Here is a 22,168-nt window from a genome sequence, read left to right on the forward strand (position 1 = left end):
GGCGGCGGAGGGTGACAGGCGGCATGGCGGAAGCGGAGGACGGCCGGGGCGCCGGAGGGAGCCGGTCGGTGGACCCCCGGGGATATGCCGGGCCGGAGGACATCGACCAGCCGGACTCGCTCCTCCTCCCCTTGGGCTCGCCGCTCGAAGTCGGCTCCGACGGCCGTCCGACCGGTGTCGAGCTGGAACTCCCCGCCGACGAGGAGGACGAGGAGCCCGGCGACTACCGGGACGCGGACGGCATCTCCGCCCCGTTCCGGCCCGAGAACATCAGGATCCACACCGAGACCACCACCCCGGAACTGCTGCTGTCCCGGCTGGAGCAGGGCATGCTCGACCTCGCACCGGACTTCCAGCGCCGCTCCGGCATCTGGAGCGACCGCGCGCAGAGCCGGTTGATCGAGTCGCTGCTGCTCCGCATCCCGATCTCCAACTTCCATATGGCGTACGGCGACGAGGACAAGTGGGCCGTCGTGGACGGCGTCCAGCGGCTCACCGCCATCGCCCGGTTCATGAAGCCCGAACTCACCGACCTGGGGCCGCTGACCCTCCGGGGCATGGACTACCTCTGGCAGCTCGACGGCAGTACGTACCAGGACCTCAGCGGACGGCTGAAGCTGCGACTGCGCGAGACCCAGCTCACCGTCCACATCCTGCAGCAGGGCACCCGGGAGGAGGTCAAGTACAACGTCTTCTCCCGGATCAACACCGGTGGTGTGCCGCTGAAGCCGCAGGAACTGCGGCACGCGCTGGTGAGCGGGCCCGTCCGGACCTTCCTCGCCGACCTGGCCGAGGACCCGGCCTTCGGCGAGGCCACCCGGTGGAGCGTGTCCGACGAACGGATGGCCGACCGGGAGATGGTGCTGCGCTTCCTCGCCTTCCGCCTGACCAACCCGGCCGCGCACACCGAGAAGGACTTCGACAAGTTCCTCATCGACTCCATGTATCTGATCAACTCCATCGGCGAGGAGCGGCGGGCGCAGCTGGCGCGGGAGTTCCGGATGGCGATGCGGTACGCGCGGGATCTGTTCGGTGAGCATGCCTTCCGCAAGTGGCGTGGGGGAGAGCGCAGTTCTCCCGCCATCAACAAAGCCCTGTTCGAGACGATCTCCGTCCATCTCGCGCTACTCGACGATCACGAGCGGAACAGGCTGGTAGCGTCGCGGGCGAGGGTGCACGACCGCTTCTTCGAGCTCATGGACGACTGGGACTTCGACCGGTCGATCTCCGTGGGCACCGGGGACCCGGCGAGGATCCGCACCCGATTCCAGGTGGTGGCACGACTGTTCCGAGGGGTGGCCGAACAGTGATCGACCGATTGACGCTGCACAACTACAAGGCGTTCCGGCACGCGGAGATCCCCCTCGGCCCGCTGACCCTCCTCACCGGCCTCAACTCCTCGGGCAAGAGCAGCGTCCTCCAGTCCCTCGCACTGCTCCGCCAGTCCTATGAGTCCGGAGACCTGGCGGTCTCCCCGCTGCTGCCCGAGGCACGCCAGGCCGGACTCCGCACGAGCGTCGCCAACCAGGGCTTCCTGCTCAACGGCGAACTCGTCGGCCTCGGCACCGGAGAGGACGTCCTCCACGAGGACTTCACGGAGGACGAACCCCGGATCGGCCTCGCCGTGGACGAGGGGCCCTACCACTACGAGTGGACCGCCGCCGCCGAGCGTGAGCAGAACCTGCTGCCGCTTGTCGACGCCGACCTCCCCGACACCTCAGAGGGCGGACGGGAGCGGCCGGCCGGGCCCGAGGCGGTGACCCCGGCGTTCTTCACCGGCCCCTTCCAGTACCTGCGCGCCGACCGGATCTCGCCGGCCGAGTTCTACCCGCGTGACCACCAGGTGGCCATCGGCCGGGGGTTCCTCGGCGTGCGTGGCGAACACACCGTCAACTTCCTGCGCCACCACCGCGAGGACACGGTTCCCGCGGGTCCGCTGCGCCACCCGAAGGCCGCCTCCGACCTCCTGATCGACCAGACCGCCGCCTGGATGGGCGACCTCTGCCCAGGGGTGGACATTCAGGCCGAGGCGATCAAGGGCACCGACGTCGTGAGCCTCTCGTACGGTTTCCGGGGAACGCTGGGCGCCACCAAGCGCCGCCGCCCCACCAACGTCGGCTTCGGCCTCACCTACGTCCTGCCCATCGTCGTCGCCTGTCTGAGCGCCCGTCCCGGCACTCTGATCCTCCTGGAGAACCCGGAGGCGCACCTGCACCCCCAGGGCCAGACCCAGATGGCCGCGCTCGCCGCCTCGGCCGCGGCGCAGGGTGCGCAGGTGATCATGGAGACGCACAGCGACCACGTCATCAACGGGGTGCGGCTCGCCGTCAAGCAGGGGCGGATCACCCCCGGTCAGGCGGCGTTCCACTACTTCCGTGGCGACGGCACCGGCGTGGACTTCGTCAGTCCCCGGGTCGACGCGGACGGCATGCTCGACCAGTGGCCCTCGGGCTTCTTCGACGAGCTGGAGAACACGCTCGACCAGCTCATCGGCTGACACGCCCGCCTGGGGAGGCGGGGCGGGGCGCACACCATCGCGGAGGGGGAGACGTGCCGCAGCTGTTCCTGAACGAGAAGTCCTGTGAGACGACGGCGGACCCGGATCGGGTCAACCGCGCCATGACGGAGTTGGTGAGGGCCATCGTCGCGGTCGCGAGGGTGGACCGGCCCGGCACCGTACTGGTCGCCCGGGAACCCGTGAACGCCTTACGGCTCGCGAAGGACCATCCCATCGCCAAATGGATCGGAAGCCCCGGGGCCAAGGAGCTGTGGCAACGACTGCTCCTCATGCAGACCAAGTACCCGCACGAGGACGCCTACCCCGACGGGGAGACCTTCTCCGACGTCGCCTACACCCACGAGGGCGTACCGGCGACCGGCCTCGGCGCCGCGCACCTGATGGGCGGTGCCGGCGTGTCCCTGCTCCTGGAACCCCGTTGGAACGCGGACCGGGTCACCCTCGAACGGGAGGAACTGCTCGACGAGGAGGACGGCGGATCGGCGGTCACCGACGTCGAGGTCCCGCACGCCGCCACCCGTGAGCACGTCGACACACACCTGCCCTGGATCCGCGAGGAGACAGAGGCCGCGCTGCGCGACGACCTGAGCGGCATCCGTACCGGAGCCGAGTTGTGGGAACGGTGCCCGGACCTCTTCACGAACCTGCGCTTCCTGCCGCACGTCGAGGCGCAGATGCGCGAACTGAAGCAGTACTGGGTCCACCCGGTCCGCAAGCGGCTCGCGGAGATGGACCGCGCGGTCCTGCTCTGGGACCCCGTGAAAGAGCTCGATGGGCCGCAGTGGGCTTCCGCCGTGACACCGGAGCACTCGGCCCGCAAGCGTGACTACTGCAAGTTCACCGACCTCGACGGCACGGACCAGTATTTCGACACCCACCTGCGCTTCACGCCCGGCGCGGGACGGCTGCACTTCCGGTTCCTGAAGGACTCCCGCAGGGTCCACATCGCCCACATCGGGCGCAAGCTCGGCGAGTGAGGTGCCCGGAGCCCGCACGGCCGCCCCGGCTAACGTAGGCCAGTGGCCGGCCGTCCATCGGCCCCACCAGCACCATCCGCACCAAGGAGGAACCGCGCGTGCGTCCCACCCTCGCCGCCGACCAGGTACGGGCCAGTCTGAGCCAGTACCTCGCGACGACGTACGCGCTGGCCGACGAGTCCACCCGCCGTGCTCTGGAGGGCTTCCTCGGCGACGCCGAGGACGGCATCTTCCGCGGCCCCTACCTCCGCGTCCGCACCCCCTTCCGGAGCGCCGAGGGCGACGACTGGCAGCGGCACCTCGGCTGGTGGCCCCGCGACTTCACCCCGCACCGGCACCAGGAGCGCGCCTGGGAGCGCCTGTCCACCCTGCACGGTCCGGCGCGGCCCACCCTCGTCACCACCGGCACCGGCTCGGGCAAGACCGAGTCGTTCCTGATCCCGATCCTCGACCACTGCCGCCGCGAGCGCGAGGCCGGCCGGGAGGGCGTCAAGGCGATCCTGCTCTACCCCATGAACGCCCTCGCCACCGACCAGGCCCACCGGATCGGCAAGCGCCTCGACGACCCGAAGGACAGCCGGCTGCGCGACGCGGGCGTGCGGGCCGCGCTCTACATCGGTGACAAGCCGTCGCAGGAGTTCAAGCAGGCCAACCCCGCGATCGCCGTCGACCGGGACGAGATCCGCCGCACCCGGCCCGACATCCTGATCACCAACTACAAGATGCTCGACCTGCTCCTCCAGCGGCCCGAGGACCAGCGGCTGTGGCAGGATTCCCCGCTCGCCTACGTCGTGCTCGACGAGTTCCACACCTACGACGGAGCCCAGGGCACCGACGTCGCCATGCTGCTGCGGCGCCTCGGCTCGGTCACCGGCCTGGCCGAACCCGGCCGGCCCCTGGGACCGGTCTGCCCCGTCGCCACCTCCGCCACCCTCGGGGAGAGCGGTCCCGACGACAGTGGTTCGGCGGCGGCCAGGCGGGGCGAGGCCGGGCGGCCCGGCATGCTGGAGGTCGCCGAGCAGGTCTTCGGCGTCCCTTTCCCGGCCGACGCGGTCGTCGGCGAGGACCGCCGCTCGGTGAAGGACTTCACCGGCGAGAGCGACTTCTCCCTGCCGTTCCCCTCGCCCCAGGAGGTCGACGCCCTCGGCGACCCCACCCGCGACCCGGGCGTCATGGACGACCACATCGCGGCTTTCACCGGCCTGAGCGGATCCACCCCCGAGGAGCTCGGGGACGTCCTGCGCCGGCACCGGCTCACCTCCGCCGTCCTGGAGATCCTCGACGGCACCCCCAGGACCCTCGCCGAGATCACCGAGGTGTTGCCCCGCTATGCCTACCACTGGGGCATGGCCGTACAGCAGCGGCCGGGCCTCGCCGCCCGGGCTCTCGCCCGCTACCTCGCCCTCCTGTCGTACGCCCGCGATCCGGAGCACCCCGGGCGGCCTTTGCTGTCCATCGAGATCCACCACTGGGTGCGCTCGGTCTCCCGTGTGCTGCGCGGCATCAGCGCGGCACGCGCCGAGTTCCGCTGGGACGACGAACGGGTGACGTCCGGCGGCGCGCTGGCCCGTGCGGGCCGGACCTCCGGTGCCGGGCCGTCGCCGTACGACGGGGAGGGCCCGTCCGTGCCGCTCGACGCCGCCTGGCAGGCTCCCGCCCCGGCCGACGACAGCGCGCCGCCGCCCGCCCAGGTCTTCCTGCCCGCCGTGTTCTGCCGCGAATGCGGACGTTCCGGCTGGGCCGCGTACTCGCCGGAGGTCGACCCCGCCCACCTCGACCTGAACGCCACGAAGATTCGCCGAGCCTCCGTCGGCCGCGACAAGCGCCGGGTGCGCAACATGATCGCTGCCACCCCCCGGGAGGTGTACGAGGCCGCCTTCGCCGTCGGCGCGGACCGTCGGCGCGGCGGACCCGCCGTCATGGTTCTGGAGGGCATGGGAGGACGGCTCCGGCCGCTGGCGCCCGAGACCGACTTCACCGCCGCCGAGGACGGCGAGGGACCGAGCAGGCCCAAGCCCCTGCACAACGCCGCCTTCGTCCACGCCGACCTCGACGGCGACCGGGCGGCCGAACGCGACCAGTGCCCGGCCTGCCGCACCTTCAACTCCATCCGCTACCTCGGTACCGGCCTCGCCGCGCTCGCCGCCGCCGCCGTCACCCAGCTCTTCACCGGCGGCGAACTGGACAAGAACCTGGGAGAGGACAAGACCCTCCTCTTCAACGACTCCGTCCAGGACGCCGCCCACCGCGCCGGATACGTCGCCAGCCGCTCGTACACCTTCTCCCTGCGCGCCCTGCTCGCCAGCCGTATCGGCGAGGACGAGCCGGTCACCCTGAACGACCTCGCCGCCGACCTCATCGCGGACGTCGTCGACAGCAAGGCTGTGCAGGCCGCCGTCATCCCGCCGGACCTCCACCTCGTCCGGGGTGTGGACACGCTGCTCTCCGGACGCAGCCGCGGCTCCCGCGCCACCTGGGAACTGATCGCGCAGCGGCTGGCGTTCGCCACCGTCATGGAGTTCGGCCTCCGCTCCCGGCAGGGCCGCACCCTGGAACTGACCCGCACCGTCGCCGCCGACGTGCCCCTCCAGGACCCCGACGCCGTGGCCGACCTCGTACGGGAGATCCTCCTCACCACCCCCGGAGAGATCGCGCTGCCCGACGGCTCGGCGCCCGGACCCGACCAATACACCGGCTTCGTTCGCGGGCTGCTGGAGCGGATGCGGATTCGCGGAGCCGTCCGCCACGCCTGGCTGGACCCCTGGCTGGACCAGGCCGGAGTGCGCCGGTGGGCGATCTGGGGCGGACGCGAGACCGGCATGCCGGCCTTCCCTCGCGGTGTCTCCGCTCCCGCCTTCCTGCTCGGCACCCCCAAGCAGGGCAGCGAGGACTTCGACGTCCTCACCGGCCGGCTCGGCTGGTACCAGGACTGGGCCGTACGCTCCCTCGGACTGCGCCCCGAGGCGGCCGGTGTCTTCCTGACCCGGCTGCTGCCCGCGCTCGCCGACACGGGTGTCGTATCCGCCCGAACGGCACTCGACGGCGCCACCCGCATGTACGGACTCCAGCCCGGCCACATCGAGGTCCGCGCCCTCGCCGACGACACACTGCCCGACGCCACCGCGCACTGCCCCCGGTGCTTCTGGGAACAGACCATCCACCCCGACCTCGCCGACCAGTGGCACGGGCAGCCGTGCCCCCGCTACCGGTGCGGCGGCACCCTCGGCACCGGCCGCGACCTCGACAGCGGACTGCGACAGCGGGACTTCACGGACGACTTCTACCGCCGCATGTACCGCGAGGCCGGCGTCTTCACCATCAATACGGCTGAGCACACCGGCACCCTCAGCCGCGCCAAGCGGGAGGCGGTGGAGAAGGCGTTCCGTGAGGGCACCCGTGTCCACTACGCCAACCCGCAGGTGCTGTCCTGCACCCCCACCCTCGAACTCGGCATCGACATCGGCGACCTGTCGGCTGTCGTCCTCGCCTCGCTGCCAAAGGGACCGGCCAACTACATCCAGCGGGTGGGCCGAGCGGGGCGCACCACCGGCAACGCCTACCTGCTCACCATGGTCGACCGCGGCCCCCGGGACCGCTACTACCTCGAAGAGCCCCGGCTCATGATCGCCGGAGAGGTCCTGCCGCCCGGCTGCTACCTGTCCGCCGCCGAGATCCTGCGCCGCCAGTACCTGGCCCACCTCCTCGACCTCGCCGGCGCCGGACGGCTGACCGCTTCCGACGGGACACCCCTGCGGCCCCTGCCCGGACGTGCCACCGAACTCTTCGGTACCTCGGCCTGGCAGGCCGAGTTCGCCGAAGCCGCGCTCGCCGCCGGTGCACGGTTCGTGCAGGGCTTCCTGGACCTGTTCCCGCCCTACGACGAGAGCCGAGGCACCGGAGTCAGCCCCAAGGCCCGTGCCGCCCTCGTCACGTACGCGACCGACCCTGGCGAGGACGGACTCGGCGCCGCCCTCGACACGGCACGCCGACGCTGGGAGGACCGACGCGCCGACCTCCAGCGCCGGACCGAGGCCATCGACCAGGCCCACGGCCTGCTCGTCGCCGGCGACCCTGACCACGAGCGGCAGGGACGTGAACTGCGGGCCGAGCGCCGGGACGTGGCACGTGTCGCGAAGGAGATCAGCCGCACCACCGCCCACGCGGCCCTGGTCGACCTCGGCCTGCTGCCGAACTACAGCCTGATCGACTCGACCACCGAGCTCGAGGCCACGCTCACCTGGACGGAGAAGACAGCCGACGAGGCCCGCACCAACCACAGCAAGACCCTGCGCCACAGCCGCCCCGCCCGCCTCGCCCTCTCCGAGTTCGCCCCCGGCAACCACTACTACGTCCAGGGATACAAGCACCGCGTCACCGGCCTCGACATCGGCAGCCCCGGACGTCCGGCCTGGCTCTGGTGGCGCGTCTGCCCCGACTGCGGCCACGTCCGCACCCACCGCGCCGAACAGGACGCCTCCCCGTGCCCCCGCTGCCGGTCCGCAGCCATCGGCGACATCGGCTGCCTGCACAAGGTCCTCGTACCGCGCCGCGTCACCTCCCGCGACGAACGCGACGACGTCCGCGTACGCGACGACAGTGACGAGCGCGAGAGGCGGTACTACACCGTCGTCCCGGCCGTGGACATCGACGCGCACGACATCGAACAGGCCTGGAAGCACGAACACGCCACCTTCGGATGGGAGTTCACCCGCCAGGCGCGGATCCGGCACATCAATGTCGGAGCCACCCGGGTCGACGGCGGCACCGACTCGACCTTCGCCGGGCAGGAGGTCCGTCTCAACCCGTTCTGGGTCTGCGACGCGTGCGGCTTCGCCGACCCGGACGGCGGCCCCGCCGCCCACGACGCCTCCGACGCGACGGCCCATGCCCGATACCACCGGCCCTGGTGCCCCCGGCGGCGAGCAGGAGCCGACGTCGCACGGCGAGGAGAGCGGGTGCTGCTCGCCCACGAGCTGCACACCGACGCCCTGCGCATCCTCATCCCCGCCGTCACCGCCCACACCAAGGAACGGCTCGCGTCCTTCAAGGCGCTGCTGCTGGCCGGAATCGCCCGCAGCTACGGCGGCGACCCCGACCACCTGGCGGTCGTCACCGACTCCATGCCCGAGGAAAGCGGCGAGAGCCCGCTCCGCCGCCACTTCCTCGTCCTGTACGACACGCTGCCCGGTGGCACCGGGTACCTGCATCGCCTCGCCGGCCGTGACGGTCTGCGGGGCGTCCTGGAGGACGCACGGCAGGTGATCGAGACCTGTGTGTGCGCGGGCCAGGGGCGGCCGGCCTGCCACCGCTGTCTGCTCCGCCACGTCACCGACGGCGAGTACGAGCTCGTGAGCCGAGAGCACGCCCTCGACATGCTCGGCGAGCTGTTCGGCCGCACGGCGGACCGCTGGAGCACCGAACCGGTGGCCACCACCCGGGACATCACCCTCGTGCACCAGGTGGAGAGCGAACTGGAGGCCCTCTTCCGGCGCGGGCTGCTGGAATGGGCCGACCGCGTGGACGACGTCAGTGTGCGCACCGCGCTCACCGCCGACGGCACCCGGGACACCAACCTGCGCTTCACCGCACCCGACGGGACCGTCCGCGGCTGGCAGATGGAGACCCAGACCCCGCTGGGCTTCACCCGCCCGGACGTGGTCTTCCGCAGCACCGACGACGACCGCAAGGTGGCCGTCTATCTCGACGGCTACCGCTACCACGCGAGCTCCGCTCACCTCACCGCCGAGGAGGACGCGGCGAAGCGCACCCGGCTGCGCGCCGACGGGTGGCAGGTCTTCCAGCTCACCTGGGACGACGTACAGGCCTGGACGGGACGTTCCGTGCCGCACGCCGACCCGGTGTGGAAGCCGTACCCGAACACCGCGCAGAAGACCGCCATGGACGTCCACCGGCGCATGCACGCGGGTGACACCCGCGACCTGACGCGCCTGGTGTGGGCCAACCCGGTCGAGACGCTGATCGGATACCTCACCGATCCGGATCCGGGCGCCTGGCGGCGCCGCGTCCAGAGCGCCCTCGCCGGCTTCGCGGCCGTCTCGGCGACCAGCCGGGCGCTCGCCGACGGCGCGGAGACCGGGCGCAGGATCAGCGAGGCGCTGCACGGGCGACGGCTGGCGGGAGGGCAGGGAGCCGTCCAGGTCATGGCGACCCGGGACGCCTCGGGATGCCCGCTCACCATCACGCTCGATCTGCGCAGGGGGCAGAGCGGAGCGGTCTGGACGGCTCTGACCGTCCTCGACGACAGCCCCGACACGGTCGCGTCCGACGAGACCGCCCATCGCAGGCGCTGGCAGGCGTGGCTCTACTGGAGCAACCTGATCCAGTTCCTCGACGCGGGGGAGGGGGACGGGGTCCAGCTCACGACCGGCATGCTCCCCGGATTCGACCCGGCCGAACTGGCGGTCACCGGCGGAGCCGGATGGCTCACCTCCCAGCGGCGCGCGCACACGCCGGCACCGGAGGCCCCCGAGCCGGCTGTGGACCGGCAGGGGCTTGAGGCCGCCGCGCTCGTCCGTGATCCCGGCTGGGACGAGGTCGTCGAGTTCCTCGTCGACGATCCGGGGCTTGACGCGCTCGCCGGTGCGCTGGCGAACCGGGGCGTCCCCGCTCCCGAGGCCGGCTACGAGCTGGGAGCGGCCGCCTGGCCCGCCGAACTCGCCTGGCCCGAAAGGCGTGTGGGCGTCGTCCTCGCCCACCGCCCTGACCCGGGGAGCAGCCGGGACATCGATGCGGAACAACGGGACGCGGCCTACCGCGACGCGGGCTGGCAGGTCCGCACAGCCACGGCATGGAACGCCGACGAACTCGCCGCGCTGGTGCGAGGCGACGCGGACGGAACCACGAACGACCACGGGGAGAACGAGCGATGACGGTCACCAGCACGCCACGGACGGGCGTGACCCTGCGCCTGCTCGACAAGGCGGACAAGGAGATCGTCAAGCTGGACCGCGCGGTCCTGGGGGCGTTCTACAAGTTCCAGCACGACTTCCGCCGCAATCCCGACACCGGCGGCTTCGACCTCAAACCGCTGGAAGGTCACGACCGCCTCTGGTCGGCGCGCGTCAACCGGGAGTGGCGGGCGCTGATGATCCGCCTCGGCGGTGACGACTGGCTGCTCGTCTCGGTCAAGCACCGCGGGCATGTCCACAAGAACCTGGACCGGTTCAACTACGGCATCAACCACATCACCGGCGCCATCGAGTACGTCGACCTCCAGGTCGTCGAGGAGAGCCTGCTGCGTCGTGGCCTCACACCGCCCGCCGCGCCCGCGCCCGTGTCGCCGCCGCCCTCCGCTCCCGCCCCCGAGCCGGTCGGATCGCAGCGGCCCGAGGAGCCGCTCTTCGGCGCCTATTCGGACCGGCAGCTCGCGGATCTCGGTGTCACCGAGCCACTCATCCCCATCGTCCGGAAGATCACCACGGACGACGAACTGCTCGGCCTCGCCGAGTACGCGCCCCGCCACACCGGGGAGGTCCTCCTCCGGCTGCACGACGGCGTCCCGTACGAAGAGGTCATGGAGCAGGTGACCGCGCCCGTCTCGGTGGCCGAGCCCGAGCGGAACCTCGACTCCGACGACTGGCAGGCGGCCGTCGACCGCTCCCAGACCGTGGTGATCACCGATGACGAATCCCTGCAGAGCATCCTGGAGGAGGGCGACTTCGGCCGCTGGAAGATCTTCCTCCACCCCACCCAGGAGAAGCTCGTCCACCGGCGGTACTCCGGCCCCGCCAGGGTCGGCGGCGGGCCGGGAACCGGCAAGACCATCGTCGCCCTCCACCGCGTCTGCCATCTGGTGAGCCAACTCCCCCCCGGCCACACCAAGCCCGTACTCCTCACCACCTTCAACCGGAACCTCGCCGCGGACCTGCGGGCCCGGCTGCTCTCCCTCGGCGGACCCGACGTCCTGGCGCGCGTCGACATCGCCCATGTCGACCAGCTCGCCACCCGCATCGTCAGCGAAGCCGACCCGGGCAACGCGAAGCGGCGGATCGACGACACGTCGGCCCTCCGCGAGTGGCGAGAACTGCTGGTGGAGACCGGGGAGACTCGCTGGAACGCCGAGTTCCTCAGTGACGAGTGGAACCAGGTCATCCTCGGCCAGGCCGTGTCTTCCCGGAGCGACTACTTCACCGCTCGCCGAGCGGGGCGGGGCCGCAGCGTCACCCGCGCCGAACGTGCCGGCATCTGGCAGCTGGCCGAGCGCTTCACCCAACGGCTTGAGACCAAGGGTCTGGAGACCCACCGTCAGGTCGCCGAACGGGCCGCACGCCTGGAGATGGCCCGCAAGGCCCGCATCGACCGACGCGCCGAGCAACGCGAGGAGCGGAACGGCCTGCACAATCTTCACTTCGAGGCCGGCTCCGGTGCCTGGCTGCGCTACCGGTACCGGCACATCGTGGTCGACGAAGCGCAGGACCTCAGCGCCGCCCACTGGAAGATGCTGCGCGCCATGGTGCCGTCCGAGCCCGACGACATCTTCCTCGTCGGCGACACCCACCAGCGGATCTACGACAACCAGGTCACCCTCGGCAGCCTCGGCGTCCACATCCGCGGCAGGTCCTCCCGGCTGACCCTCAGCTACCGCACGACCCGGGAGATCCTCCGCGACGCCATCCGAGTCCTGGGCGACGCCGACTACGACGACCTCGACGGCGACACCGACACGCTTGCCGGCTACCGCTCGGTCCTCCACGGCACGGAACCGTCGTTCCGCGGCGCACGGAGCTGGGACGAGGAGATGGACCTTGTCGTGGAGCAGTTGCGGGCCTGGCACGACGTGCCCCGGGAAGCCACGGCGATCTGCGTCCCGACCAACGACATGGTCACCCAGCTGGCCGACCGCCTAGCGCGAAGCGGCATCACGCCATCGGAGATCACGCAGCACGGGCCGCGCGGCGACCAGGGCGTCCACATCGGCACCATGTACCGCTTCAAAGGACTGGAGTACCGCTGCCTGATCATCGCCGGAGCTGCCGAGGGGCTCGTCCCCCGAGCCTCCGTCGACGCCTGGGAACACACGGATCCGAGCCGCCACCGGCGAGAACTGCACCGAGCACGCTCGCTGCTCTTCGTCGCGGCGACCCGTGCCCGCGACGCGCTCGCCATCACCTGGCACGGCGAACCGAGCCGCTTCCTCGCACCTCTTCTCCCACCGAGGTGAGAGTGGAGTTCGCGCCGGACTGGCGGCCCCACGCGTTCCCCGTGGGGCCGACCGAGCCTGTCGGGAAAGGCGTCAGACGGCCGGGTCGTGATCCACGAGCTTCAGGAGTTTGAGCAACCCGCCCGTAGCGGCCAGAGCCGCGGCATCCTCGGCAGGCGCGTCCACCGCCCAGTGGGCAAGATCATTGCGATAGTCCCGCACGGTGGCCAGCCGTCGGCTGATGTCCTGCTGCTCGAAGGGCCACCGCAGCTTGTTCCAGCAGTGGGCGTCCTCCGCCAGGAAGACGTACTGGCCGAGACTGAGATGCTGACCGCGCTCCATCGTCCTGCGGATCTCCCTCGGCAGCTCGTCGGGGGAGAAGTGCCTGATCAAGCGGCGCAGCCGCCGTTCCAGCTCCTCCAGGAGAATGAACGGCTCAATGCGCTGCTTCAGTTGCCCCGCGAGGTCGGTCGAGGTCAGAATCCCGATCACCGCGTTCTCGCCATCCACGATGATCGTGAAGCCACTCCGCTGGATGCGGTCCATCCGGTCGAAGAGAGCATGCTCCACCCGAGCGGTCTCGGGATGCGGATCCAGGGCATTGGCCACCGTGGCAGTCCTGCCGCCCAGCTGGGCCCGTGCGATTCCCTCCCAGGTGACGACCCCACGCAGCACGTTGTTGTGGTCCACGACCGGAAGCTGGGAGAAGTCGCTCTCGATCATCGGGGTGATCGCCTGGCTCAGGGCATTGCCCATCCGGACCGTCACAACATCCCGAACATCCAGCCGTCCGTGACCCCCAAGATCCGTGGCGCCGGCCCTGCAACAACACTCCGTGACGTCGTGGATGCCGCGTCGTTGATTGTTGTGTGGGGAACAGATGATTGACGGTTGGTCAGATACTTTTGACGACTTGCGCGCTGCTCGCCACGGCGATCGGCGAGGTTGATGACCGGGGGGCGTACCGTGATTGAGCTGCGCAGACGCGCGATCCGGGGCGGTTTCGCCCAAGGCTCTGAACGCGCTTCTCTTCTTCCCGGCCGACGCCGTACCCGGCCCTCCCGCAGCATCCGCAAGCAATCATCACCATTCTCCATCGTGTTCGCGACCGCTGTACGTGCCCGGGGGCCGCGGTGGGCGTGCGGCGAGGAACGAGGGCTTCGATTTCATGACTAGAGAACCGTGGAGTGTGATGCTGTGAACCGATTCGGCAGAGACTCGCTCCGGTCGGCCCGCAGGTTTGCGGGGCCGCTGGCGCGCATGGGGTTATCCGTTTTCCTCCTGGCGGGCGGTGCCGTGGGAGCGACGGCCGGACCGGCCACCGCCGCGACCGACGACGGCACGCTGACGGTCCAGGTGCTGCGGGACTTCTTCGGCACGGGCGTGATCAACACGACGATGGACGTGCCGCAGCGGGGCATGAAGGTGGAGATCTCCGACCCCGCCGGGCGCGCCGTCGCCGGCGTCACGGACACCACCGGAAAGGTCGTGGTGTCGCCGTCGGCGGTGCTGAGCGGCGGCCGGTACCGCGTCGACGTCAGCGTTCCGGCGCCGTACAGCGACTATCTGCAGGCGGCGCCCGCGTCGACGGCCGAGAATCACTTCGACAGCTTCACGTCGTTCGTGGATGTGTCGGACGGAAAGAACGCCTCGGTGGTGACCGGGGTGTGGAATCCGGCCGACTACGCGACGGCTGACTCGCGCTATTTCGTACCGGTCCACAACGGCGCCAACGGAGGCGACACCCGGGCCCTGGTGGCGTTCGGGACGAACGTCCGGGGCACGTGCCCGACCGATGTGGCGTGCCCGGCCACGCTGGCTACGCAGGCTCAGGTGGGCACGACGTTCGGGCTGGCGTACGACAAGAACGAAAACCGGGTGTTCCAGAGCGCGTTCGCGCGCCGGTACGCCGCCTACGGGCCGGAGGGCGCCGGCGCGATCTATACGGTGCCGGCCGACGGCTCCGGCGCGCCGGAGCTGTTCGCGCGTGTGCCGGGCGCCGCGGTGACGCCCCATGACGCCACGAACATGGTGAAGGATGGCGGGTTCACCGACGCGCCGGGCAAGGAGAGCCTCGGCGGCCTGGCCCTGTCGGCGGACGGCTCCACGCTGTACGCGGTCAACCTGCTTACCCGCAGCCTGGTGAGCTTCGACGCGACCCGGGACTCCGCCCTGCTTCCCGAGGCGACGGTGCGGATCCCGGACCCGGGGTGCGCGAGTTCCGGCGACTGGCGGCCGTTCGGTCTTGAGTACCACGACAACACGCTGTACGTCGGCGGTGTGTGCAGCGCGGAGAGCACGCAGCGGCGTGCGGACCTGAAGGCCGTCGTCTACGCCTATGACGGTGAGCGGTTCACAACCGTGCTGGACCACCCGCTCACCGCCAAGCGCGGCGCCGTCTTCGGCTCCGAGGATGTCGACCGGGCCACCCACTGGAACCCGTGGAACACGAGCCTGGCCACGTGGGACGACCGGAAGGTGGGCACCGTCTTCGTCGATCCGCAGCCGGAGCTGGCCTCCCTCACCTTCGGCCGCGACGGTTCGATGATCCTGGGTTTCCGCGACCGGTTCATGGACGTGCTCGGTTGGGGAGGGAAGGACCCCCGCCCGGGGGACGACACAGTGGAAAACGGCATGTCCGGTGGTGACATCACCATGGTCTGCGCCACTCCCGCCGGTACATTCGAGTGGGAAGGCACCGGGAGCTGCCCCAACCACGCCACCCCCGCCAACAGCGGCGGACAGTCCGCGGATGTCGCCGAATACTTCCCGGGCGACTTCTACAGCAGGGCGCACAAGGAGACCGCGCTGGGGTCGGTGGCCTTTATCCCGCAGCAGCAGTGGGTCGTCAGCACGGAGTTCGACCCGGTCGTCAATGTCGCGACCTCGGGAACCGGCTACCACAACATCACGACCGGTGAGGGCCCGGGTAACGACCCGACCGCCAACGGGTTCCAGTTCGTCAGCCGGGAACAAGGCGGGTTCGGCAAGGCCGGCGGACTCGGTGACATCGCGTTCGCGGCGGCCAACGCGCCGATCCAGATCGGCAACCGCGTGTGGTTCGACGGCGACCACAACGGGATCCAGGACCCGGCGGAAACGCCGCTGCCGGGGGCCACGATCAACCTCCTGGACGCGGACGGCAAGCAGGTCGCCACGACCAGCACCGATGCCGCCGGTGAGTACTACTTCGGTGGTGTCGGCGCCTCGTACCAGCTCACGCCGGGTGCGAAATACACGGTCCAGTTCGACGTGTGCACCGCGGACACCAGCGAGGTGCCGAGTCGGCCCCTGACAAGCGAGTTGCGGTTCACGCTGCCGCGAGCCGGTGCCGACCGTGCGCATGACTCCAATGTGACACCACCGACCACAGGGCAGTTGTGCAACGGCAACGCGCCGGTCACGGCCCCGGACAAGCCGGGCGGGGTCGATCACACGATCGACGCCGGGGTGTACATCCCGACGGTGACGCCAACCCCCACACCCACCCCCACCCCGACCCCGACCCCGAGCTCGCCACCCGCCTCTACGCCGCCTTCGTCCGCGCCGCCGGTGAACCCGGCCCCGGACGGCGGGGGCAAGGGATCCATGGCGAACACCGGCACGTCCGGGCTGCCGGAGATGATCGCCCTGGTCGGTCTGCTGGTGGGTGCCGGCCTGGTCATCGCGTTCATGACTCGGAAGCGGCGCGCTCAGCAACACTGAGCAACCCGCAGACTGAATTCACGTCTCGGCCGGCCCGCAAGGGCCGGCCTTGGCGTCATCCGGCACCGGACCGCCGAGTGCCGCCGCGACCGCACGGCGGCCGAGCCGTGCGGGGTGACCGAGAGGGTGAACCAGCAGAGTGTCAGGGTCGAAGCGCGTGCGGAGCGTGAGAATCCGGCAAGCTCCACCGGGTCGTCCGGCTGACCGGCGCCGATGGCCGCGATCACGCTGGGCCGCGGCCGTCGGCGGCCTGGCGGCGGTCGCGGCGGCCGCGTTACTGGTCGTCGGCCAGGGCTCCGACCCCAGCGGTCCGCGCACAGTGACGTCGGACGAAGCGAACCGGCTGGCGATCATGCGGTTCCGCAACTACGAGGCGCACGGCCGCGCGGTGACGATCACTGTGCCGGGCACCGCCGGTGGGCTGACCGTCACCGGGTCCGTCGACTACAAGGGTGAACTCGGTTACGGCGTGGTGCACGGCACCGGGCGCGACACGTCCAGCGACGGGCTGATCCAGTGGACGGCCGACTCGGCGTTCGTCCACCCGATGGCGAACGCCCCGGCGCACGCACCCGCGTCGCCTCCCCGCTCGGGCTGGTACAGCCGCCCGTTGCAGTCGTCCGGCAGCGCGCTGGACACGGCGCTGTCCATCGCACTCGGCCTCGGCAGCGACCGGCCGGACAACGCCGAACTACTGCCGCAGAACGGCGCCGCCTGGTGGGGCCGGGACGAGGCGGACGGACATCCGGTGGACGTCATGACCGGGCCGGCCTCCCGTGACCGTCCCGGCACGGCGGGCAACGTGCGCTACTGGGTCGGGTCGGACGGCACCATGTACCGGGTCCGCGTCAGCGTGAGTTCCGAGTCGCAGCCGGTGGTCATCGATTTCGACACCCAGAAGTACGTTCCGGTGACTCCGGTACCCGGAGTCACCCCGGCGCGATAGCCACGGTTCAGGACGTCCGCACCCGCGTCAGGACGTCCGCACCTGCGTCAGGACGTCCGCACCCGCGCGTCCGCGGCGAGCAGGGACGCCGACGGCAGCGGGATGTCCGCCGTGTCCGGGAGGGCCGGAACGGCCGGGACCTCGGTGGCGCCCGCAGTGCGGGCGTCGGGGAACTGCGGCTGCGGAGCAGGCGCCGCGACCTCGGTGAACGGAATGCCACCAGGTGCCGTCGGAGGCGTCCACCGGCCGTCCGGCGAGGGCGACTCGGCCGGAAGTGGGCAGGTCGCGGTTGTCGCGAGCCGGGCGGGCACCGTGGTTCTCAGATCGTTGCCGCGCAGGCAGTTGCCGCGTCCTCGCGTGGCGGTGGGGAACGTCCAGCCGACGTCGACGCCGTTGCCGGTGAACATGTTGTCCACGATCCGGTTGCCGATCGCGGGCATGTCGGCCGTCGCGGTGATCACCAGCCCGGCGTTGCTGTTGCCGGCGATGCGGTTGCGAACGAACTGGTTCTCGCTGCCGCCGTCGACGCCGATACCGGTGCCCCACCCTCCGTCGGCCTGCTCCGGGGTGGCCTTCTGCTGGTTGGCGGCGATCAGATTGCCCGCGATGACCGAGCCCCGCTGCGGGACCAGCTTCTCCTGGTGGTCGGAGTTGGTGGTGAGTCCGACCCGGTTGCCCACCAGGCGGTTGCCGACCACGTACATGTCCCCGCTGGCGTTGGTGCCCTCGTAACCGACCGCGTTGAGTTCGGAGATGTTGTTCCGGACCACGATGCGACACGGCTTGCACTGCCCGACGTAGATCCCCGAGTCGGCGCCGCCTGACGTGTACGAGTGCTCGATGACACCGTTCTGCGTGGAGAACGCGTAGATGCCGTACAGACCGTTGCGGGTCGCGGTCACATACGAGACCAGGAACGACTTCAGGAAGGTGACGGGTTCATCGCCGGTGTCGTAGCCGCCGCTCTGCCCCGGCAGCCCTGCGGCCGCCTTCGCCGAACCGGTGACCAGCACCCCGTTCTGCGTGTTGTTCTCGACGGTCAGGTTCTGCACGGCCACCCCGGGCGCCGAGACGACGACACCGTTCGGCTGCTGCAGCCGTCCGTCGATGACGACCTTGTCCCGGGACTCGCCACGAAGAGTGATCCGAGGCGTGGAGATCCTCACCGACTCGTGGTAGACGCCGGGAGCGACCAGCACCAGGTCACCAGGTCGAGCCAACGACACCGCGTCCGAGATCGTCGGAGCGTCGCCAGGCACTCGGATCGTCACGCGTGCACCGCTCGGCCGCTGTCCTTTGTCCGATCCGGCGTCGCTGCTGCAGCCGACCACAAGTGTCGACGCTCCCAATACCGCCGCTAACACGCGAAGAGCTTTCCGAGGCATGATCACAGTCTGGCACGATGCTCAATTCCCCGCCGGAAATCGAAGGTTGACCGACTCGCACGATTCGCGTGTGGCACTCTGCACGGCATGCACCGAGCCGATCACCATCCGTCGCGCCGCAGATTCCTCGATGTCACGGGCGCCATGGTGGCCGCCGGTCTGACCGCCGGGTGCGCATCGGACTCCGCCCAGCGGGGGCGGCCCGCCCGTACCGCAGCGGCCACGCCCATGCCGGTGGCGGCAACGGGCCGGCACCAGGCGGGCATCACACTGCCCCAGCCCGCCCAGCCCAACCTGCTCGCCGTGGTGGCCGACCTCGGTGCCGGAGCGGCCGTCGGCCCGCTTCTGGCCGACCTCGGCCAGGCCGTCCGCGCACTCACCGAGGGCAGCGATCCGCGGCTGCTGGGGCTGCCGCCGGGTGACCTCACCGTGACCGTCGGCGTAGGCCCACGGCTGGTGCGCGCGGTCGGTGCCTCGCTGCCCGGCGCGGCCGACCTCCCGCGCTTCTCCCGCGAGCAGATCGCCCCCCGGGCGCGCGGCGGCGACCTGCTGATGCAGATCTGTGCCGGCGACGCACTGCTCTTGCCGGTGGTCGCCGCCGCGCTCCTGGACCAGGCCGGCGACCGTGTCCGTGAACGCCGGCGGCAGTCCGCACGCCGTGGTGCGAACGTGCCACTCGGCAACGGCCTCACCGCGCCACGCAACCCCCTCGGCTTCATCGACGGCATCGTGGGCCCGCACACCAAGGCCGAGCAGCAACGCGATCTGTGGCTGGCCGGCCCCTCCGAGGTCGCCGGCGGCACCATCGCCGTACTGCGGCGCATGGAACTCGACCTGCCGCGATTCGCCGCGCTGTCCGTAGCCGAACAGGAAGCGGTCTTCGGGCGGCACCGCGCCAGCGGCGTCCCCCTCTCCGGCGGCACCGCCGCCTCGGGCCCGAACCTCGGTGCAAAAACGCCGGACGGACGCTACCTCGTCCCCGCTGACGCCCATGCGCGCAGGGCACACCCCGCCGTGGTCGGTGTCGGTCACATGCTCCGCCGCTCCTACGGCACCGACGAGCCCGCCGCCGGCCTGCTCTTCATCAGCTTCCAGAACGACCTGCGGACCTTCACCGCCACCCTCACCCACATGGACACCTCCGACGCACTGCTGCGCTTCACCACCACGACCGCCAGCGCGACCTTCCTGATCCTCCCCGGCTTCGATCGCAAGCGCCCTCTCGGTTCCCAGCTGTTCGACTGATCACAGGGCGACTCACACCGAACCAACGACGAATCCCTGCCCACTCCCGTGCGGGACCACCGTTCGCCGGCCGCTCCACCCGCCAGGGTGCTCTCGGGGAAACTGCCGTGTCGCGGCGAGCGGCGTTGCGTCCTGCTGTGCGCGGCACTGGTGGGACGTTGCTTCACTGCCACCGGCTACGCGGAAGGCCGTTGTCAGAACAGGGTGAGCGGGCCGTCATGAGCGCAGCCCTCTCGCAGAGCCGCGGTTGGAACTTCGTGGATGCCGGGCTCCGCGTTGCAGGCAAGAGGTTCGTCGCGTATCCCGGTCTCGCTCTCAGGTGTCGCGGAGCGCGCGGAGTGGTGTAACGGGGGTGGGCGGACAAGGCCGTAGAAAATGGGATCGTTCATACGATATTTGTAGCGGTGGTGGTCGGTTTATGGGGGGTGAATCCGCAGATGCCGCTCGAATGGCCGCCAGTGGTCGCGAAGTCAGGCTCTGTCGAGTCGGCGGGAGGTGAGGGTGTACGCGCGGGTCAGGATCACTTCGGCGGGGGGATAGCGGCGGTGTGGAGCGAGCTGCCGGCGAAGAGTCCTGAGGGCGTCGTCGGCTTTGCCGGAGCCCAGGTGCGGATAGTCGTCGAGGAACAGTTGCCATGTGTCGCAGGAGGCGTCGAGGTGTCCCAGGTGCAGGTGTTTCTGGGCGAGCTGAGCCCTGGTCAGGGCGCGGGCGCGGAGCTCGTTGGGCGGTCGGTGGCCCGCGGATGTGGTCAGTGCGGAGACCGCCGCGCGATGGTCGCCGAGCTGGCCGAGAGTCTCGGCTTGCTGATAGGCGAGGGCGCTTGGGGGATAGGAGTTGAAGGGGCCGGGTGGTGAACCGGTCGGTTCGGCGAGTCGTTCCGCTTTCCTGAGGGACGCGAGCGCGTGGTTGCGGTCCTTGCCTGCGGCCTGGGCCACGGCAAGCTGGGCGAGGACATACGCGTGGACGGGCGCAGGGGCTGCGGATGCGGTCCGGGCGGCGCTCTGGGCGAGGTCGAGTGCCTCGGGGTGGTGCCCCAGCCCGTGCGCCTGAGCGCTCATCATGCGCAGGGCTATGGCGCTGGTGCTGCGGTCGTCGGCTTCGAGGGCCAGGCGCAGTGACGTGGCCAGATAGCGCTGGGCCAGTCCCTGGGCCTGGTTATCGAGGTGCATGCGGGCGAGCAGCAGGGCCAGGTGTGCGGCCGACGTGAACAGTTGCGCCTGTATCGCGGCGGTACTCCGTGCGCGCAGCCAGGTCGAAACGGCATCGGCGAGCAGCGCGGCGAGCGCCGTGCGCCCGTGGCTGCCGCCGATCGAGTCGACGAGCACCGCGAAGGAATCCACGGCGGTGCGCAGGGCGAGGACATGAGACGTGCCGACTCGTTGACCGCCGTTGTCGTCGGCCTGGCGAGTGCCGCCGTCGGTCTTGCCGAGAGGACCGAGGGGATCGAACGCACCGATCCGGGGCACGTGATAGGGATCCTGGGCGAGGGCCTCCCTGCGCCTCGGATCCAGCTCGGCCGTGCTGAGTTCGGAGAGGGCCTCGGCGGCGGTGGCCTCGTTGTGCGTGGTGGGCCCGCCGTGTGCGGGGCTTGACGCCAGGCCGAGCATGAAAGGGGTGACAGGGCGCCGCAACCTGCGGGTGAAGGTCTCTGCGAGCAGGACCGTGATGGGGGGCCGGGGGCGGGCACCCGCAAGCCAGTGGGCGACGGCTGTGCGGTCGTACTTCAGGTCGAGGCCGATCTCCCGGCCTGTGAGATTGACGCTGCGGGCGAGCGCTTCCTGCGTCCATCCTGCCTCGGCCAACAGGGACTTGAGAGCCTGGTTGTGAGCACGCTGCGTGTTCATGGCACCTCGCCGGGGAGAGGGGAACCAGGGCCACGGGAAGCGTTGTGTCGCTGAGAGCGGGGCCCACGACGGGGTGTCTATTCCGTGCGTCGTCCCTGGCTAAGCGCTCCTTAGGCCTTCCGGGGCGTGTCATCGCCTCTCCACTACGCCGCACATGAGGGTGGCGAGGGAACCTCCTTTCCGAAAGTGATCAGTTGAACCTGTTGAAAGGCGGGCGAAGTCCGTTATCGACCGTCGGGCGCCTCCCGTTGGCGGGAAACTGTGCGGTGGATCGCTTCGTCGATGGCGGGGAGGGCCGATATGGCTTCCCGGCGAGGCCGGGGCACTCGGCCGGCTGCGTCAGCTCCGTGCCCCACGGTCCCGGGCACATCGGCTGGAACCCGCCCAT

The 22,168-nt window shown here is 70.5% G+C and carries 11 protein-coding genes; 8 read left to right on the forward strand and 3 right to left on the reverse strand.

The genetic code is table 11. The features are described 5' to 3' along the window. Positions 1 to 23: 23 nt before the first annotated feature. From KK483_RS27645 to KK483_RS27665, 5 genes are all read left to right on the forward strand, one after another. Positions 24 to 1,310 (forward strand): DUF262 domain-containing protein, encoded by a 1,287-nt coding sequence (locus KK483_RS27645; RefSeq protein ID WP_262007921.1) that lies wholly within the window; start codon positions 24 to 26, stop codon positions 1,308 to 1,310. Next, positions 1,307 to 2,497, forward strand: coding sequence for a DUF3696 domain-containing protein (locus KK483_RS27650; RefSeq protein WP_262007922.1), 1,191 nt, complete (start codon positions 1,307 to 1,309; stop codon positions 2,495 to 2,497). Before KK483_RS27645 ends, KK483_RS27650 begins: the two co-directional genes overlap by 4 nt. Positions 2,498 to 2,550: 53 nt before the next feature. Beyond that, on the forward strand, positions 2,551 to 3,495 hold the full coding sequence (locus KK483_RS27655) for a hypothetical protein (protein WP_262007923.1): 945 nt from the start codon (positions 2,551 to 2,553) through the stop codon (positions 3,493 to 3,495). 98 nt (positions 3,496 to 3,593) lie between these two features. Beyond that, complete coding sequence (locus KK483_RS27660; RefSeq protein ID WP_262007924.1) at positions 3,594 to 10,385, forward strand: DEAD/DEAH box helicase; 6,792 nt, start codon at positions 3,594 to 3,596, stop codon at positions 10,383 to 10,385. Continuing rightward, complete coding sequence (locus tag KK483_RS27665; RefSeq protein WP_262007925.1) at positions 10,382 to 12,676, forward strand: UvrD-helicase domain-containing protein; 2,295 nt, start codon at positions 10,382 to 10,384, stop codon at positions 12,674 to 12,676. The genes KK483_RS27660 and KK483_RS27665 overlap by 4 nt, the downstream gene beginning before the upstream one ends. A 72-nt stretch (positions 12,677 to 12,748) precedes the next feature. Here the strand turns inward: KK483_RS27665 and KK483_RS27670 are convergent, their stop codons facing one another. Further along, positions 12,749 to 13,423: a CBS domain-containing protein gene (locus tag KK483_RS27670; RefSeq protein WP_262007926.1), complete on the reverse strand. Its 675-nt coding sequence runs from the start codon at positions 13,421 to 13,423 to the stop codon at positions 12,749 to 12,751. 492 nt (positions 13,424 to 13,915) lie between these two features. Here KK483_RS27670 and KK483_RS27675 point away from each other — a divergent pair, with 492 nt between their 5' ends. Both KK483_RS27675 and KK483_RS27680 read left to right on the forward strand, forming a co-directional pair. Continuing rightward, positions 13,916 to 16,360: an SdrD B-like domain-containing protein gene (locus KK483_RS27675; protein ID WP_262009712.1), complete on the forward strand. Its 2,445-nt coding sequence runs from the start codon at positions 13,916 to 13,918 to the stop codon at positions 16,358 to 16,360. 352 nt (positions 16,361 to 16,712) lie between these two features. Beyond that, a complete protein-coding gene (locus KK483_RS27680; RefSeq protein WP_399016189.1) occupies positions 16,713 to 17,306 on the forward strand; it encodes a hypothetical protein in 594 nt (197 codons plus the stop codon). Between the two features lie 47 nt (positions 17,307 to 17,353). Here the strand turns inward: KK483_RS27680 and KK483_RS27685 are convergent, their stop codons facing one another. Further along, positions 17,354 to 18,691 carry a NosD domain-containing protein gene (locus tag KK483_RS27685; RefSeq protein WP_262007928.1) on the reverse strand — a complete coding sequence of 446 codons (1,338 nt, stop codon included), beginning with the start codon at positions 18,689 to 18,691 and terminating at the stop codon, positions 17,354 to 17,356. 87 nt (positions 18,692 to 18,778) lie between these two features. Here KK483_RS27685 and KK483_RS27690 point away from each other — a divergent pair, with 87 nt between their 5' ends. After that, the gene (locus KK483_RS27690; protein WP_262007929.1) at positions 18,779 to 19,936 is read left to right on the forward strand and encodes a Dyp-type peroxidase; all 1,158 of its coding nucleotides are present in this window, start codon (positions 18,779 to 18,781) and stop codon (positions 19,934 to 19,936) included. Positions 19,937 to 20,406: 470 nt separating this feature from the next. Here KK483_RS27690 and KK483_RS27695 read toward each other — a convergent pair whose 3' ends face one another. Beyond that, positions 20,407 to 21,780 carry a hypothetical protein gene (locus KK483_RS27695; RefSeq protein ID WP_262007930.1) on the reverse strand — a complete coding sequence of 458 codons (1,374 nt, stop codon included), beginning with the start codon at positions 21,778 to 21,780 and terminating at the stop codon, positions 20,407 to 20,409. Positions 21,781 to 22,168: the final 388 nt, after the last annotated feature.

It is taken from the genome of Streptomyces sp. FIT100 (assembly GCF_024584805.1).
Taxonomy (GTDB): domain Bacteria; phylum Actinomycetota; class Actinomycetes; order Streptomycetales; family Streptomycetaceae; genus Streptomyces.

Coding starts and splice junctions, on each gene's coding strand:
- KK483_RS27645 (WP_262007921.1), top strand. CDS start 24: ATGGCGGAAGCGGAGGACGGCCGGGGCGCCGGAGGGAGCCGGTCGGTG.
- KK483_RS27695 (WP_262007930.1), bottom strand. CDS start 21,780: ATGAACACGCAGCGTGCTCACAACCAGGCTCTCAAGTCCCTGTTGGCC.
- KK483_RS27675 (WP_262009712.1), top strand. CDS start 13,916: ATGGGGTTATCCGTTTTCCTCCTGGCGGGCGGTGCCGTGGGAGCGACG.
- KK483_RS27690 (WP_262007929.1), top strand. CDS start 18,779: ATGCACCGAGCCGATCACCATCCGTCGCGCCGCAGATTCCTCGATGTC.
- KK483_RS27685 (WP_262007928.1), bottom strand. CDS start 18,691: ATGCCTCGGAAAGCTCTTCGCGTGTTAGCGGCGGTATTGGGAGCGTCG.
- KK483_RS27680 (WP_399016189.1), top strand. CDS start 16,713: ATGCGGTTCCGCAACTACGAGGCGCACGGCCGCGCGGTGACGATCACT.
- KK483_RS27665 (WP_262007925.1), top strand. CDS start 10,382: ATGACGGTCACCAGCACGCCACGGACGGGCGTGACCCTGCGCCTGCTC.